Origin of the sequence: Rhizobium albus (assembly GCA_030160035.1) — a bacterium.
Taxonomy (GTDB): domain Bacteria; phylum Pseudomonadota; class Alphaproteobacteria; order Rhizobiales; family Rhizobiaceae; genus Georhizobium; species Georhizobium albus.
The window spans coordinates 1-16,766 of record BSNO01000002.1; the positions used below are offsets into that span (position 1 = coordinate 1).

Genomic DNA, 16,766 nt, shown 5'->3' on the forward strand with positions numbered 1-16,766 from the left:
GACGTGACCGATCGTGCCGATGTTCACATGCGGCTTGTTACGTTCAAACTTGCCTTTAGCCATTGGAGGCTCTCCATTCTACTGTCGTCCCGCGGGACGGAATTAGTCTCTTGGGAAGTCCGCGCCTTACGCGAACTTCGCCTGGATTTCCTGAGCGACGTTCGAAGGAACCGGCGCATAGTGATCGAACAGCATCGTGTACTGTGCGCGTCCCTGGCTCATGGAGCGCAGGTTGTCGACGTACTTGAACATGTTGGCGAGCGGCACATGCGCGTTAATGACGATGGCAACACCGCGCTGTTCCTGACCCTGGATCTGGCCACGACGCGAGTTCAGATCGCCGATTACGTCACCGACGTAATCTTCCGGCGTCACGACTTCGACCTTCATGATCGGCTCGAGCAGCTGGGCACCAGCCTTCTGCGCACCTTCGCGGAATGCACCGCGCGCTGCGATTTCGAAGGCGAGAACCGAGGAGTCGACGTCGTGGAAGGCGCCGTCGATCAAAGTTGCCTTGACCGAGAGCATCGGGAAGCCGGCAAGCGGACCAGCCGACATGACGCTCTGAATGCCCTTCTGAACGCCCGGGATGTATTCCTTCGGAACAGCACCACCGACGATCTTGGATTCGAAGACGAAATCTTCGGAGTCCGGATTCGGTTCGAACACCAGCTTGACGCGAGCGAACTGGCCCGTGCCGCCCGACTGCTTCTTGTGCGTGTAATCGACTTCTGCGGTCTTCGTGATGGTTTCACGATAGGCGACCTGCGGAGCGCCGACATTGGCCTCGACCTTGAACTCGCGCTTCATGCGGTCGACGATGATGTCGAGATGAAGTTCGCCCATGCCGGCGATGATCGTCTGGCCGGATTCTTCGTCGGTCTTGACGCGGAAGGAAGGATCCTCGGCGGCCAGACGGTTGAGCGCGAGGCCCATCTTTTCCTGGTCGGCCTTGGTCTTCGGCTCGATCGCGATCTGAATGACCGGGTCCGGGAACTCCATGCGCTCCAGGATGACCGGGGCCAGCGGATCGCACAGCGTATCGCCGGTGGTCGTTTCCTTCAGGCCAGCGAGAGCGACGATGTCACCAGCATAGGCGACGTCGACGTCTTCACGCGAGTTGGAGTGCATCTGCAGCATGCGGCCGATGCGCTCGCGCTTTTCCTTGACCGTGTTCAGGAGCGACGTGCCCTTCTCGAGCTTGCCCGAGTAGAGACGGCAGAACGTCAGCGAGCCGACGAACGGGTCGTTCATGATCTTGAAAGCGAGCAGAGCGACCGGCTCGTCATCGGCAGCCTTGCGCTTCGTGGCTTCTTCCGTCTTGACGTCGATGCCCTTGATGGCCGGGATGTCGATCGGGGATGGCAGGAAGTCGACGACGGCGTCGAGCAGCGGCTGAACGCCCTTGTTCTTGAAGGCAGAGCCGCAGAACATCGGGAAGAACTTCACGTCGATCGTGCCACGACGGATGAGCTGACGGATCTTATCGTTGTCCGGCATTTCGCCTTCCAGATAAGCTTCCATGGCTTCTTCGTCGATTTCGACGACCGTTTCGATCATCTTCTCGCGGTACTCTTCGGCACGCTCCTTGAGATCGTCCGGGATCTCGACGACGTCCCACTGGGCGCCGAGCGACTCGTCGCGCCAAACGAGAGCGTTCATCTCAATCAGGTCTACGACGCCCTTAAACTCGTTCTCGGCGCCGATCGGAAGCTGAACGACGACCGGGATCGCGCCGAGACGCGACTTGACCATCTCGACCGAGCGATAGAAGTCCGCGCCGATCTTGTCCATCTTGTTGCAGAAGATCATCCGCGGGACTTCGTACTTGTCGGCCTGACGCCAAACAGTCTCCGTCTGCGGCTCTACACCGGCGTTGGCGTCGAGCAGAGCGATCGCACCATCGAGAACGCGCAGCGAACGCTCGACTTCGATCGTGAAGTCGACGTGGCCGGGCGTGTCGATGATGTTGAAGCGACGCGACTTGCCGTCACGGCCCTTCCAGAAGGTGGTCGTCGCAGCAGACGTGATGGTGATGCCGCGTTCCTGCTCCTGCTCCATCCAGTCCATGGTTGCAGCACCGTCGTGGACTTCGCCGATCTTGTGCGAACGACCCGTGTAATACAGGACGCGCTCAGTCGTCGTCGTCTTGCCGGCGTCGATATGCGCCATGATGCCGAAATTGCGGTAGTCTTCGATTGCGTATTCGCGGGCCATTTGGGCAGCCTTTCAATGCGAAGGCACCGCTTTCGCGGCGCCACTTCCGATTTCAGTTACCAGCGGTAGTGCGAGAACGCGCGGTTGGCGTCAGCCATCTTGTGCGTGTCTTCGCGCTTCTTGACTGCGCTGCCGCGACCGTTTGCTGCGTCCATGAGTTCGCCCGAGAGGCGCTCGACCATGGTCGTTTCGTTGCGGTTGCGGGCAGCCGAGATCAGCCAGCGGATAGCCAGAGCCTGACGACGCTCGGGACGAACATCGACCGGAACCTGGTAGGTTGCACCACCAACGCGGCGCGAGCGGACTTCCACGTGCGGCGCGACGTTGTCGAGCGCCTGATGGAAGATACCGACCGGCTCCTGGCGGGTCTTCTGCTCGACCACGTCGAATGCGCCATAGACGATCGACTCGGCGGCAGACTTCTTGCCGTGGTACATGATGGCGTTCATGAACTTCGTGATGACCAGATCACCGAACTTCGGATCCGGGTTGATTTCACGCTTCTCTGCCCTGTGACGTCGCGACATATTTCTCGTCTCTCACTGATTGCACGTGACCCGGGCGATGATTGCCTCGGGCCAGCGACAGAATGGTCTTACTTCGGACGCTTGGCGCCGTACTTCGAGCGGCGCTGCTTGCGGTTCTTCACGCCCTGCGTATCGAGCACGCCGCGAATGACGTGGTAGCGAACGCCCGGAAGGTCCTTCACGCGGCCGCCGCGGATCATGACCACGGAGTGTTCCTGAAGGTTGTGACCTTCGCCCGGGATGTAGCCGATGACTTCGAAGCCATTGGTCAGGCGGATCTTGGCGACCTTACGCAGAGCCGAGTTCGGCTTCTTCGGGGTCGTGGTATAGACGCGGGTGCAAACGCCGCGCTTCTGCGGGTTCTGCTCCAGAGCCGGAACTTTGTTGCGCTTGACGGGCGCCTGACGCGGCTTGCGGATCAGCTGGTTTACGGTAGGCATTCAACCATCCCTTGAAAAATCTATCTCAAAGCCCGTTTCACGAGGCCCTCACGCCGCAGTATCCGAACATGCGCGAAACGAGCCGTCCCCGATTGAACGGTGGATGGCTCATCAAATGCAGAGGAAACGGTTGCCCGTCTCATGCCAACAGCATTTTCGTCGTCTGCGGTATAAAGCCTTGTTTGAGGCGAATTCCAGGACGGGTCGTCCCGAAGATGCCAGCCTCACATCGGCTTTGGTGGCCGGGTGATACTGGCATAAGCCCATTCCGTCAAGGCCTGGCCTTAAGATTTGTCTCTGCCCGCCTCCCCTGAAGCGGGACACTTCGAAGGCGCGAAACAATATTGCGGAACGGTTCTTAGGCAGAGCGAATTGTTGCGCTGCTCGGAAGAGAGGTCCGCAGCAGGCCTGTTGCCCGCGTTGACCGCAGCGATTCCACGTCCCATTAAGCCCGTCAATTGCCTTCGTGAACGATGGCACTCGGACAGAAACGACTCGCATCAGGAAGCACTTCGATGATCGACACCCCTGCCAATGAGAATGAACCGGAGACGCCGATGATCTTCATCATCGTCGGCCGCGCCTGGCGCGACAAGGATGGCGATCCAACCGAGCTGCACGTTTTTCTCCGCGCCCCGGATGACGACAGTGCGGTCCGCGCGACCCTCAACGCGCTCGCCGACGAAGGGTACGAGGAAGCGGACCTCGATCAGATAGGCGTGCTGCACGAGGCCCCGGATGAAGAGCCGCACGCCTCCGCCTATCAGGGTGCGCTTGAAGGCGAAGTGGCGATCGTCACTTTGAAATAGGGATTGGGCGGGACTTCACCCGTCCACGACACCCGGACCTCAAACGAAAAAAGCCGCCCCGGTCTCCCGGGGCGGCTTTTGTCATTGATATGAGCGCGGATTATTCCGCAGCGGTCGAAGCCGCACGCTCGCGTGCCGTCATGTCGGCCAGCATCGGGTCGGCCGTCTCGGCACCCGACGACTTGCGGCGGGCATCGAGGATCAGGTCGTCGCGCGACGTCGCGATGCGACGGATCTGGCTCATCTGGCCGCCGGTACCGGCAGGGATGAGACGACCGACGATCACGTTCTCCTTCAGACCCTGCAGCGTGTCGGTCTTGCCGGCAACAGCTGCCTCGGTCAGCACCTTCGTCGTCTCCTGGAAGGAGGCGGCGGAGATGAAGGACGGCGTCTGGAGCGAGGCCTTGGTGATGCCGAGCAGAACGGCTTCGCCGCTGGCAGGCTTCTTGCCCTCTTCTTCCAGGCGCGCATTGACCTGGTTGAGCTCGATCACGTCGACGATGTCGCCAGCGATATAGCTGGAGTCACCCTGCTCGCTGATCTCGACCTTCTGCAGCATCTGGCGAACGATCACCTCGATGTGCTTGTCGTTGATCAGAACGCCCTGCAGTCGGTAGACTTCCTGGATCTCGTTGACGAGATAGGAAGCCAGCGCCTCGACGCCCTTGATGGCAAGGATGTCGTGCGGAGCGGGATTGCCGTCGAGAATGTAGTCGCCCTTCTCGATGAAATCGCCTTCCTGCAGGTGGAAGGGCTTGCCCTTCGGGATCAGGTACTCGACCGGCTCGACACCGTCTTCCGCCGGCTCGATCTGGATGCGACGCTTGTTCTTGTAGTCGCGTCCAAACCGGATCGTGCCGTCGATTTCGGCGATGATGGCGTGATCCTTCGGACGGCGGGCTTCGAAGAGTTCGGCAACACGCGGCAGACCGCCGGTGATGTCCTTCGTCTTCGCGCTTTCCATCGGGATACGCGCAAGCACGTCACCCTGGCTGACCTTGCGGCCGGGTTCGACCGAAAGGATCGCGTCCACCGAGAGCAGGAAGCGGGCTTCGCCGCCACGCGAAAGCTTGGCGATCTCCCCGTTCTTGTCCTTGATGACGATCGCCGGCTTGAGATCCGAACCGCGCGGGGTCGAACGCCAGTCGATGACCAGACGCTTGGTGATCCCGGTTGCTTCGTCCGTCGATTCCGTGACGGAGAGACCGTCGACCAGATCTTCGAACTCCACCGTACCGGCCACTTCCGTCATCATCGGGCGGGTGTAGGGATCCCACTCGGCGAGACGCTGGCCACGACGAACGCTATCGCCATCGTCGACATGCAGCTTCGAGCCGTATGCGACGCGCTGCGAGGAACGCTCGTTGCCCTTTGGATCCAGGATCTGAATGGCCATGTTGCGGCCCATGGCGACGAGTTCGTTCTCCGAGTTGCGGAGCACGTTGCGGTTCTTGATCTGCACCTTGCCTTCGTAAGACGCTTCCAGGAACGACTGATCCACCACGGTTGCCGTACCACCAAGGTGGAACGTACGCATGGTGAGCTGCGTGCCCGGCTCGCCGATCGACTGCGCCGCGATGACGCCGACGGCCTCGCCCTGGTTGACGGGGGTACCGCGCGCCAGGTCACGTCCGTAGCAGACGCCGCAGATGCCGGTCTGAACTTCGCAGGTCAGAGCCGAACGGATGCGGACCGACTGGATGCTGGCCGCTTCGATGGCGATGACGTCGTTCTCGTCGATCAACGTCCCGGCCTTGACGATCAGCTCGCCCGAAACCGGGTGGTTGATGTCGTCGAGCGAGGTACGACCGAGAACGCGCTGACCGAGCGATGCGACCACCTGGCCGGCATCGACGATCGCCGTCATCGTCAGGCCCTTGTCGGTACCGCAGTCCGTCTGGGTGACGATGCAGTCCTGTGCGACGTCGACGAGACGACGGGTCAGGTAACCCGAGTTCGCCGTCTTCAGAGCCGTATCCGCCAGACCCTTACGGGCGCCGTGCGTCGAGTTGAAGTACTCGTTCACGGTCAGGCCTTCTTTGAAGTTCGAGATGATCGGTGTTTCGATGATCTCGCCCGAAGGCTTGGCCATGAGGCCGCGCATGCCGCCCAGCTGACGCATCTGGTTCGGCGAACCACGCGCACCGGAGTGGCTCATCATGTAGATGGCGTTCATCGGCTTCTGACGACCGGTCTCCGCGTCGAACTCGACGGCCTTAATGCGGGCCATCATGTCCTCGGCGACCTTCTCGGTGGCCTTGCCCCAGGCGTCGACGACCTTGTTGTACTTCTCGCCCTGCGTGATCAGGCCGTCATTGTACTGCTGCTCGTATTCCTTCACGAGCGTTTCAGTATCGCCGACGATCTTCGCCTTCGTGTCCGGGATGACCATGTCGTCCTTGCCGAACGAAATGCCCGCACGGCAGGCGTGGCCGAAGCCCAGCTGCATGATGCGGTCGCAGAAGATGACCGTCTCTTTCTGACCGCAGTGGCGGTAGACGGTGTCGATCATCTTGGAGATGTTCTTCTTGGTCATCTCCTGGTTGCAGGTGTCGAACGGCACGTTGACGTTCTTCGGCAGCAATTCGCCGATGATCATGCGGCCAGGGGTCGTCTCGTGGATCTGCGAGACCGGCTTGCCGTTCTCGTCGACCGTCTTGAAGCGACCTTTGATCTTGGTGTGCAGCGTCACGACCTTGTTCTCAAGCGCGTGATGCAGCTCGCCCATGTCGGCGAAGACCATGCCCTCGCCCGGCTCGTTCTGGTTCTGGATCGACAGATAGTACAGGCCGAGAACCATGTCCTGCGACGGCACGATGATCGGTGCGCCGGATGCAGGGTGCAGGATGTTGTTGGTCGACATCATCAGCACGCGTGCTTCCAGCTGCGCTTCGAGCGACAGCGGAACGTGCACGGCCATCTGGTCACCGTCGAAGTCGGCGTTGAACGCCGTGCAGACGAGCGGGTGCAGCTGGATCGCCTTACCCTCGACGAGCGTGGGTTCGAACGCCTGGATGCCAAGACGGTGGAGCGTCGGTGCGCGGTTCAGGAGAACCGGATGCTCGCGGATGACCTCGTCCAGGATATCCCAGACTTCCGGCTTTTCCTTTTCGACGAGCTTCTTCGCCTGCTTCACGGTCGAGGAATAACCCTTGGCGTCGAGGCGGGCGTAGATGAACGGCTTGAACAGCTCGAGCGCCATCTTCTTCGGCAGGCCGCACTGATGCAGCTTCAGTTCCGGACCCGTCACGATGACCGAACGGCCCGAATAGTCGACGCGCTTGCCGAGCAGGTTCTGACGGAACCGGCCCTGCTTGCCCTTGAGCATGTCGGAGAGCGACTTCAGCGGACGCTTGTTGGCACCAGTGATGACGCGGCCGCGACGGCCGTTGTCGAACAGTGCATCGACCGACTCCTGAAGCATGCGCTTCTCGTTACGGATGATGATGCCCGGTGCACGCAGTTCGATCAGGCGCTTCAGACGGTTGTTGCGGTTGATCACGCGACGATAGAGGTCGTTCAGGTCCGACGTCGCGAAGCGACCGCCGTCCAGAGGAACCAGCGGACGCAGGTCCGGCGGGATTACCGGAACCACCTTCATGATCATCCATTCCGGACGATTGCCGGATTCCATGAAGTTCTCGACGATCTTGAGACGCTTCATCAGCTTCTTCGACTTCAGTTCCGAAGTCGTCGTTGCCAGTTCTTCGCGCAGATCGCCGGCGATCTTCTCCAGCTCCATGCCGGCCAGAAGCTCGTAGATGGCCTCGGCACCGATCATGGCGGTGAAGGAATCCTCGCCGAACTCGTCGACGGCAATCATGTACTCTTCTTCAGACAGCAGCTGGTGCTCCTGAAGCGAGGTAAGGCCGGGCTCGGTCACGATGTAGTTCTCGAAGTACAGGACGCGCTCGATATCCTTGAGCGTCATGTCGAGCAGCGTACCGATACGGCTCGGCAGCGACTTCAGGAACCAGATGTGGGCGACGGGCGCCGCAAGTTCGATGTGGCCCATGCGCTCGCGACGAACGCGCGAGAGCGTGACTTCCACGCCGCACTTTTCACAGATGATGCCCTTGTACTTCATGCGCTTGTACTTGCCGCACAGGCACTCATAGTCCTTGATCGGACCAAAGATACGCGCGCAGAAGAGACCGTCGCGCTCCGGCTTGAACGTACGGTAGTTGATGGTTTCCGGCTTCTTGATCTCGCCGAACGACCAGGAGAGAATCTTCTCCGGGCTGGCGATGGAAATTCGAATGCTATCGAATACCTGCGCCGGGGCCTGGGGATTGAAAAGATTCATGACCTCATGGTTCATGCCTGTCTCCTTTGCGGGGCCCTGCCCCGTCATATGCGGTCCGTGGAGGCCGTCGCCCCGTCTCCGCTTCGAAAATCCTGGCCGGTAGAAGCTACCGGCTGAAACCGCGATGCACGCGCCGCGACCGTCAAAGGCGCTGCGCGTGCATGCTCCCCACTATCGAGGAACGGATGCGCCACCTTGCATGCGGCGCATCCCGTTTGTCCGCTTACTCCGCTGCGTCAGGCAGCTGCTCCATGTCGGCGTTGTCGTCGATCTTCGTGTTCTCGAGTTCGACGTTGAGACCCAGCGAGCGCATTTCCTTCACGAGAACGTTGAAGCTCTCCGGAATGCCGGCCTCGAAGGTATCATCACCACGCACGATCGCTTCGTAGACCTTGGTACGGCCGGCCACGTCGTCCGACTTCACGGTTAGCATTTCCTGCAGCGTGTAGGCGGCACCATAGGCTTCGAGTGCCCAGACCTCCATCTCGCCGAAGCGCTGACCGCCGAACTGCGCCTTGCCGCCCAGCGGCTGCTGGGTAACGAGCGAGTACGGGCCGATCGAACGGGCGTGGATCTTGTCGTCCACCAGGTGGTTCAGCTTCAGCATGTAGATGTAGCCGACCGTAACCTGACGGTCGAACTGCTCGCCAGTACGGCCATCATACAGCGTCGACTGACCCGACACGTTGAGCCCTGCCTTTTCCAGCATGACATTGACGTCGGCTTCGTGCGCACCGTCGAACACCGGCGTGGCGATCGACACGCCGCGACGCGTCTGCTCGGCCACACGAACGATCGACTCGTCGTCGAAGTCCTTGATCGGCTCGCCCTTGACGCCGCCACCGATGACATCATCGACAGTTGCGCGAAGCTCGGAGATGTCGCCGGACTGCTTGTAGGCATCCAGCATGTTTCCGATCTTCTTGCCGAGCGAAGCGCATGCCCAGCCAAGATGCGTCTCGAGGATCTGACCGACGTTCATGCGCGAAGGCACGCCGAGCGGGTTCAGCACGATGTCGACATGCGTACCGTCTTCGAGGAACGGCATGTCCTCGATCGGCATGATGCGCGACACGACACCCTTGTTGCCGTGACGGCCGGCCATCTTGTCGCCCGGCTGCATCTTGCTCTTCACCGCCACGAAGACCTTGACCATCTTCATGACGCCTGGGGGCATCTCGTCGCCGCGCTGGACCTTCTCGACCTTGTCCATGAAGCGCTGCTCGAGGCGCGACTTGGACTCGTCGTACTGGGCGCGCAACTGCTCGATGCCACCCTGGACCTTCTCGTCCTCGACGGCGAACAGCCACCACTGCGAACGCGGATAGTCGCCCATGACGGCCGCGTCGAGCTTGGTGCCCTTCTTGAAGGTCTTCGGACCGGCAACAGCCACGTGGCCCGACAGCATGTCGGTCAGACGACCGTAGACGTTACGGTCGAGGATCGCCTGCTCGTCGTCGCGGTCCTTGGCGAGACGTTCGATTTCCTCGCGCTCGATCGCCATGGCACGCTCGTCTTTCTCGACGCCGTGGCGGTTGAACACGCGGACTTCGACAACGGTGCCGTGCGCGCCCGGAGGCATACGCATGGATGTGTCGCGGACGTCGGATGCCTTTTCACCGAAGATGGCGCGCAGAAGCTTCTCTTCCGGCGTCATCGGGCTCTCGCCCTTCGGCGTGATCTTGCCGACGAGAATGTCGCCAGGATGCACTTCGGCGCCCACATAGACGATGCCGGCTTCGTCGAGATTCTTGAGCGCCTCTTCCGAAACATTCGGAATGTCACGCGTGATTTCTTCCGGTCCAAGCTTCGTGTCGCGCGCCATCACTTCGAACTCGTCGATGTGGATGGAGGTGAACACGTCTTCCGAGACGATGCGCTCGGAAAGCAGGATGGAGTCCTCGTAGTTGTAGCCGTTCCAGGGCATGAACGCGACGAGCACGTTCCGGCCGAGCGCCAGATCGCCGAGATCCGTCGACGGACCGTCAGCGATGATGTCGCCGGCTTCGATCCGGTCACCAACGGTCACCAGCGGACGCTGGTTGACGCAGGTGTTCTGGTTCGAACGCTGGAACTTCTGCAGGCGGTAGATGTCGACGCCGGATTTTGCGGCATCGGTCTCTTCCGTAGCGCGAATAACGATACGCGTTGCATCGACCTGGTCGACGACACCCGAACGACGAGCCGCGATGGCAGCGCCGGAATCGCGGGCAACGACCGATTCCATGCCGGTGCCGACGAACGGGGCATCGGCCCGGAGCAACGGCACAGCCTGACGCTGCATGTTCGAACCCATGAGCGCGCGGTTGGCGTCGTCGTTCTCGAGGAACGGGATGAGCGCCGCCGCTACCGAAACAAGCTGCTTCGGCGAAACGTCCATGAGGTCGATGGTTTCGCGCGGCGCCATCATCACTTCGCCGGAGTGGCGGCAAATGACGAATTCGTCGACGAACTGACCGTCTTCGCTGAGCTCGGCGTTCGCCTGGGCCACGTAGTGCTTGGACTCTTCCATGGCCGAAAGATAGACGACGTCGCGCGTCACCTTGCCGTCCACGATCTTGCGGTACGGGCTTTCGATGAAGCCGTACTTGTTGACGCGGGCAAACGAGGCGAGCGAGTTGATCAGACCGATGTTCGGGCCTTCCGGCGTTTCGATCGGGCAGATACGGCCATAGTGAGTCGGGTGAACGTCGCGGACTTCGAAGCCTGCGCGCTCACGCGTCAGACCACCCGGTCCAAGTGCCGAAAGACGGCGCTTGTGCGTGATTTCCGACAGCGGGTTCACCTGGTCCATGAACTGCGACAGCTGCGAGGATCCGAAGAACTCGCGAACGGCGGCAGCGGCCGGCTTGGCGTTGATCAGATCCTGCGGCATGACCGTGTCGATCTCGATCGACGACATGCGTTCCTTGATCGCACGCTCCATGCGCAGAAGGCCCAGACGATACTGGTTCTCCATGAGCTCGCCGACCGAACGAACACGGCGGTTGCCGAGGTTGTCGATGTCGTCGATCTCGCCCTTGCCGTCACGCAGCTCGACGAGCGTCTTCACGACGGCCAGGATATCTTCCTTGCGCAGCGTGCGAACGGTATCAGCAGCATCGAGGTCGAGGCGCATGTTCATCTTGACGCGGCCAACGGCCGACAGATCGTAGCGCTCGCTGTCGAAGAACAGCGAGTTGAACATGGCTTCCGCCGTTTCCATTGTGGGCGGCTCGCCCGGACGCATCACGCGATAGATGTCGAACAGAGCATCCTGACGGTTCTCGTTCTTGTCTGCCGAAAGCGTGTTGCGGATGTAGGCGCCGACATTGATGTGGTCGATGTCGAGAACCGGGATGGAGTCAAAGCCCGCTTCCAGGAGAACCGGCAGCGTCTTCTCGTCGATTTCGTCGCCGGCTTCGAGGAAGACCTCACCCGTCGTCGGATTGACCATGTCTTCCGCGAGATAGGCGCCATAAAGGTCGTCGTCGGTCGCCTTGATCGCCTTGACGCCCTTTTCCTGCATCTGCTTGAGCACACGCGGGGTCAGCTTGCGACCGGCTTCGGCAACGACTTCACCGCTATCGGCGTCGATCAGGTCCGTGATCGCCTTGGTGCCCTTGAGCGCGTTCGGCTGGAAGGGAATGCGCCAACCTTCGCCGTCACGGGCATAGTGCGACTTCGTGTAGAACGTCTCGAGGATTTCCTCGGCGTCCATGCCGAGCGCCATCAGGAGCGACGTCGCCGGAATCTTGCGGCGGCGGTCGATGCGCGCATGCACGATGTCCTTGGCGTCGAACTCGATGTCGAGCCAGGAGCCACGATACGGGATGACGCGGGCTGCGAAGAGCAGCTTGCCCGACGAGTGCGACTTGCCCTTGTCGTGGTCGAAGAAGACGCCCGGCGAACGGTGCATCTGCGAGACGATCACGCGCTCGGTACCGTTGACGATGAACGTGCCGTTCATGGTCATCAGCGGCATGTCGCCCATGTAGACGGACTGTTCCTTGATGTCCTTGATCGACTTCGCGCCCGTATCCTCGTCGATATCGAACACGATGAGGCGCAGCGTCACCTTGAGCGGCGCTGCGTAGGTCAGATCGCGCTGACGGCACTCTTCGACGTCGAACTTCGGCGCTTCGAATTCGTAGGAGACGAATTCGAGCATCGAGGTGCCGGCGAAATCCTGGATCGGGAACACCGACTTGAAGACGGCCTGAAGGCCCTCTTCCGGGCGACCGCCTTCCGGCTCGTCGACCATGAGGAACTGGTCGTAGGATGCCTTCTGAACCTCGATGAGGTTCGGCATTTCTGCGACTTCTGGAATCTTACCGAAGAACTTGCGTACGCGCCTACGACCGTTGAATGAAATGGTCTGAGCCATCGTCGCTCCTTGTCAAAAATCTTGCATCTGGGCCTGCATGTGACGGATGACCGCTGGCCAGTCGGCTCCGTCGGGGGCGCGCTCTCCATCCAGTCGAGAGCGAGGAACCCATTATCGAAAGACCGAAACGTCCGGTCTCCGGATAATCTGTTCCGAACGACAAATGGACCCGCGCCGAACGGCGCGGATCCGTCAGATCACGAATGATCTTACTTGAGCTCGACCTTCGCGCCTGCGTCTTCGAGCTTCTTCTTGATGTCCTCGGCTTCGCCCTTGGAAATTGCTTCCTTGACGGCCTTCGGTGCAGCTTCGACGAGGTCCTTGGCTTCTTTGAGGCCGAGACCCGTGATTGCACGGACTTCCTTGATGACGTTGATCTTGTTTGCGCCGGCTTCGGCCAGGATCACGTCGAATTCAGTCTTCTCTTCAGCGGCTTCAGCCGGTGCACCGCCGCCAGCAGCAGCAACAGCAACGGGAGCAGCAGCCGAAACGCCCCACTTTTCCTCGAGCATCTTGGAAAGCTCAGCAGCTTCCAGGACGGTGAGGTTGGAGAGGTCTTCAACGATCTTGGAGAGATCAGCCATTGTTATAGTCCTTTTATTCGGTTCGAACTTTAAGAGTTAAACAGCGAAGTTCCGCCTTATGCGGCTTCGTCCTTCTTGGCATAAGCGCCGAATACGCGTGCGAGCTGACCCGCAGGCGCGTTGACGACCTGAGCGATGCGCGTTGCCGGGGTCTGGATCATTCCAACCAGCTTTGCACGCAGCTCGTCGAGCGATGGCAGGGTCGCAAGCGACTTCACACCTTCGGCATCGAGATTGGTCGAGCCCATCGCACCACCGAGAACAACGAGCTTGTCGTTACCCTTGGCGAAGTCGACGGCGACTTTCGGAGCGGCAATCGGATCATCGCTGTAGGCGATGAGCGTCTGGCCGGTGAAGAGATCTGCGATCCCTTCGGACTCCGTGCCCTGAAGAGCGATCTTGGCCAGGCGGTTCTTCGCGACCTTGACCGTTCCGCCGGCTGAGCGCATGCGCGACCGGAGGTCGTTCATCTGCGCAACCGTCAGACCGGAGTAGTGGGCCACAACAACCGAACCGGAAGCCTTGAAGACTTCGTTCAGCTCTGTGACGAATTCGCGTTTTTCCGCTCTATCCACTGTCTTTCTCCAGCAGACCGGACTGGCATTCGCGCCAACCACAGTCGGTTTGCCTTTGCCGCAAGGGGACCGTTCGTCAGAAAGATCTCCAAGCGACGCTTGAGGATCCTGCCCCCTTACACGTCGCCGGGACCGGCGGGCGCAAGGCAATCGAGGTTCGAACCGCAAGAAACGGCATGAAAGCCGCCAAATCCGGGTCTTACCCGTCTCATGCAGGCCGTGTGGGATTAAGGTTGCCCACCTGCAATCTCGGACAGGAATGCCGGGAACCGAAATTCCCGGCAACTTCCGGCCCGAAGGCCGGAAATCGGTTCATGCCGCCTGCCCCTTGAGGCAGGCCGCGAAAATCTGCGCGCGCCTTAGGCGGCCGAAAGGGTCGACGGGTCGATCTTGACGCCAGGGCCCATGGTCGAGGAAATCGCCACGCGCTTGACGTAGTTGCCCTTGGCGCCCGACGGCTTTGCCTTGATGACCGCATCGGCGAAGGCGCGGATGTTCTCTTCGATCGCCTTGGCATCGAAGGAAACCTTGCCAACGCCCGCATGCACGATGCCGGCCTTCTCGACGCGGAACTCGACGGCGCCGCCCTTGGAAGCCTTGACGGCTGCGGTGACGTCCGGCGTGACGGTGCCGACGCGCGGGTTCGGCATCAGGCCGCGGGGGCCGAGTACCTTACCGAGACGGCCGACGAGGCCCATCATGTCCGGTGTCGCGATGCAGCGGTCGAAGTCGATCTGACCGCCCTGCACTGCTTCGACCAAGTCTTCGGCGCCGACGATGTCGGCACCGGCAGCCTTGGCCTCTTCAGCCTTGTCACCACGTGCGAAAACGGCAACGCGAACCGTACGGCCCGTTCCGTTCGGCAGGTTGACGACGCCGCGGACCATCTGGTCGGCGTGGCGCGGGTCGACGCCGAGGTTCATGGCGACTTCGATCGTTTCATCGAACTTCGTGGCGGAACGCTCGCGGATCATGCTGACGGCCTCGGAGAGGTCGTAGAGCTTGTTGCGATCGATGCCTTCACGGCTCTTTTCTACGCGCTTTGCAATCTTGGCCATGATCTTATTCCGTCACTTCCAGGCCCATGGAGCGGGCAGAGCCCTCAACCATGCGCATTGCCCCTTCGACGTCGGCAGCGTTCAGATCCTTCATCTTCGCTTCAGCGATGGTGCGGATCTTGTCGCGCGAGATCTTGCCAGCAACTTCCTTGCCCGGAGTCTTCGAGCCGGACTTCAGCTTGGCTTCCTTCTTGAGGAAGTAGCTGACGGGCGGCTGCTTCATCTGGAAGTTGAACGACTTGTCCTGGAAGTAGGTGATGACGACCGGGATCGGCATGCCCTTTTCCATTTCCTGCGTGGCGGCATTGAACGCCTTGCAGAATTCCATGATGTTGATGCCACGCTGACCAAGTGCCGGACCGATCGGCGGCGACGGATTTGCCGACCCCGCGGATACCTGCAACTTGAGCTGGCCTGCAACTTTCTTAGCCATAACTCTCTGCCTTTTCCAATTATAGACCGGAAATCCGGCCTCAATGTGCCGGCGAACCGGCGGCTGCGTTTGCGTGGTGCGATCCGACCCCGGATTGGCTCACCCGGAAGATCTCCCACGCTGGTGACCGGCCCCTGAGGGACCGATCCAGCAATCAGGTCTTTTCGACCTGGCTGTACTCAAGCTCGACCGGCGTTGCGCGGCCGAAGATCGACACTTCCACCTTCAGGCGCGAACGCTCTTCGTCGACATCCTGAACGATGCCGTTGAACGAGGCGAACGGACCGTCCGACACGCGGATCTGCTCGCCGATTTCGAACGAGATCGAAGGCTTCGGCCGCTCCACGCCATCCTGAACCTGCGAAAGGATACGCTCGGCCTCGGAGTCTGGGATCGGCACCGGCTTCGAATCGGAACCAAGGAACCCGGAGACCTTTGGCGTGTTCTTGATCAGGTGATAGGCTTCGTCGGTCAGATCAGCCCGCACCAGAACGTAGCCCGGGAAGAACTTGCGCTCTGCATCCACTTTACGGCCGCGACGGACTTCGACGACCTTCTCGGTCGGCACGAGGATTTTCTCGAAGAGATGCGACAGGCCCTTCTGGCGCGCCTTCTCTTCGATCGACTCGGCGACCTTCTTCTCGAAATTCGAGTATGCGTGGACAATATACCAGCGCGCTGACATTCAAATTCTCCCGAGGGCAGCTACGGTTAGGCGCCGATGTTCAGAATAAGCCCGATGATCCAGCCCAGCGCCTGATCGGCGGCAAAGAAGAAGATCGAAGCCACAAACACCATGATGAGAACCATGATCGTGGAGATCAGCGTCTCGCGACGGCTTGGCCAGGTAACCTTCGCCGTTTCGGCGCGGACCTGCTGGATGAACGTGATCGGATTGGTTCTCGAAGCCATGAACTGCCCATACGATTACGGCACGCAAAGCGACAAGGCGGCTCCGCGCACCGTTGATCTAGAGGTTCTACATAAAGACCGATTCCCAAATTCACAAGAGGAAATCCGTCCGGCGCGTCAAAATAGCAAACCGGCCGGGCCGCCAGAGGCGCCGGCCGACCAGCCCGAAATGGCAGGGGCAGAGGGGCTCGAACCCCCGACCTGCGGTTTTGGAGACCGCCGCTCTACCAACTGAGCTATACCCCTAAACGATCGCTCGTTCGAGCGCTTCGCCGTGCCGCTGATCTAACTTGGAGCGACCAACGCGGCAAGATGAAAATGCTTCGGCGGAGCGAATTCTCCCCGCCGAAGCTTGTTTGGAAGCGTTATTCCGTGATCGCGGCGACGATGCCGGCGCCGCCCTGGAACGCGCTTGCGCGCATTCCAGCAGCTTTAAGCGCATCGGCAGCTTTCGGCATCGTCATCGCTGCAATCACTCCGTGATCGCGGCGACGATGCCGGCGCCGACGGTGCGGCCGCCTTCGCGGATGGCGAAGCGC

At 60.7% G+C, this 16,766-nt stretch carries 12 protein-coding genes and 1 tRNA gene; 1 reads left to right on the forward strand and 12 read right to left on the reverse strand.

All coding sequences use genetic code 11. The features are described from left to right. Positions 1–126 precede the first annotated feature (126 nt). The 3 genes from fusA to rpsL form a co-directional block, all read right to left on the reverse strand. Positions 127–2,217, reverse strand: coding sequence for an elongation factor G (gene fusA / locus QQL76_RS07755; RefSeq protein ID WP_404861781.1), 2,091 nt, complete (start codon positions 2,215–2,217; stop codon positions 127–129). Positions 2,218–2,273: 56 nt separating this feature from the next. Further along, complete coding sequence (gene rpsG / locus QQL76_RS07760; protein WP_126010244.1) at positions 2,274–2,744, reverse strand: 30S ribosomal protein S7; 471 nt, start codon at positions 2,742–2,744, stop codon at positions 2,274–2,276. A 68-nt stretch (positions 2,745–2,812) separates the two neighbouring features. Further along, positions 2,813–3,184, reverse strand: coding sequence for a 30S ribosomal protein S12 (gene rpsL, locus QQL76_RS07765; RefSeq protein WP_047030256.1), 372 nt, complete (start codon positions 3,182–3,184; stop codon positions 2,813–2,815). Positions 3,185–3,699: 515 nt separating this feature from the next. Between rpsL and QQL76_RS07770 the strand changes: the two genes are divergently transcribed. Next, positions 3,700–3,993 carry a transcriptional regulator gene (locus tag QQL76_RS07770; protein ID WP_126010243.1) on the forward strand — a complete coding sequence of 98 codons (294 nt, stop codon included), beginning with the start codon at positions 3,700–3,702 and terminating at the stop codon, positions 3,991–3,993. Positions 3,994–4,093: 100 nt separating this feature from the next. Here QQL76_RS07770 and rpoC read toward each other — a convergent pair whose 3' ends face one another. The 9 genes from rpoC to QQL76_RS07815 form a co-directional block, all read right to left on the reverse strand. After that, positions 4,094–8,314 carry a DNA-directed RNA polymerase subunit beta' gene (rpoC, locus tag QQL76_RS07775; protein WP_499207145.1) on the reverse strand — a complete coding sequence of 1,407 codons (4,221 nt, stop codon included), beginning with the start codon at positions 8,312–8,314 and terminating at the stop codon, positions 4,094–4,096. 208 nt (positions 8,315–8,522) lie between these two features. Then, a complete protein-coding gene (gene rpoB / locus QQL76_RS07780; RefSeq protein WP_499207146.1) occupies positions 8,523–12,665 on the reverse strand; it encodes a DNA-directed RNA polymerase subunit beta in 4,143 nt (1,380 codons plus the stop codon). A 209-nt stretch (positions 12,666–12,874) separates the two neighbouring features. Continuing rightward, positions 12,875–13,249, reverse strand: coding sequence for a 50S ribosomal protein L7/L12 (gene rplL / locus QQL76_RS07785; RefSeq protein WP_126010240.1), 375 nt, complete (start codon positions 13,247–13,249; stop codon positions 12,875–12,877). A 56-nt stretch (positions 13,250–13,305) separates the two neighbouring features. After that, a complete protein-coding gene (rplJ, locus tag QQL76_RS07790; RefSeq protein ID WP_404861778.1) occupies positions 13,306–13,866 on the reverse strand; it encodes a 50S ribosomal protein L10 in 561 nt (186 codons plus the stop codon). 317 nt (positions 13,867–14,183) lie between these two features. Then, a complete protein-coding gene (rplA, locus tag QQL76_RS07795; RefSeq protein ID WP_126010238.1) occupies positions 14,184–14,882 on the reverse strand; it encodes a 50S ribosomal protein L1 in 699 nt (232 codons plus the stop codon). Positions 14,883–14,886: 4 nt separating this feature from the next. Continuing rightward, the gene (gene rplK / locus QQL76_RS07800) at positions 14,887–15,315 is read right to left on the reverse strand and encodes a 50S ribosomal protein L11 (protein WP_126010237.1); all 429 of its coding nucleotides are present in this window, start codon (positions 15,313–15,315) and stop codon (positions 14,887–14,889) included. A 154-nt stretch (positions 15,316–15,469) separates the two neighbouring features. After that, positions 15,470–16,000: a transcription termination/antitermination protein NusG gene (nusG, locus tag QQL76_RS07805; RefSeq protein ID WP_126010236.1), complete on the reverse strand. Its 531-nt coding sequence runs from the start codon at positions 15,998–16,000 to the stop codon at positions 15,470–15,472. A 26-nt stretch (positions 16,001–16,026) separates the two neighbouring features. After that, a complete protein-coding gene (gene secE, locus QQL76_RS07810; protein ID WP_126010235.1) occupies positions 16,027–16,227 on the reverse strand; it encodes a preprotein translocase subunit SecE in 201 nt (66 codons plus the stop codon). 170 nt (positions 16,228–16,397) lie between these two features. Next, positions 16,398–16,473, reverse strand: a tRNA-Trp gene (locus QQL76_RS07815). Between the last annotated feature and the right edge of the window lie 293 nt (positions 16,474–16,766).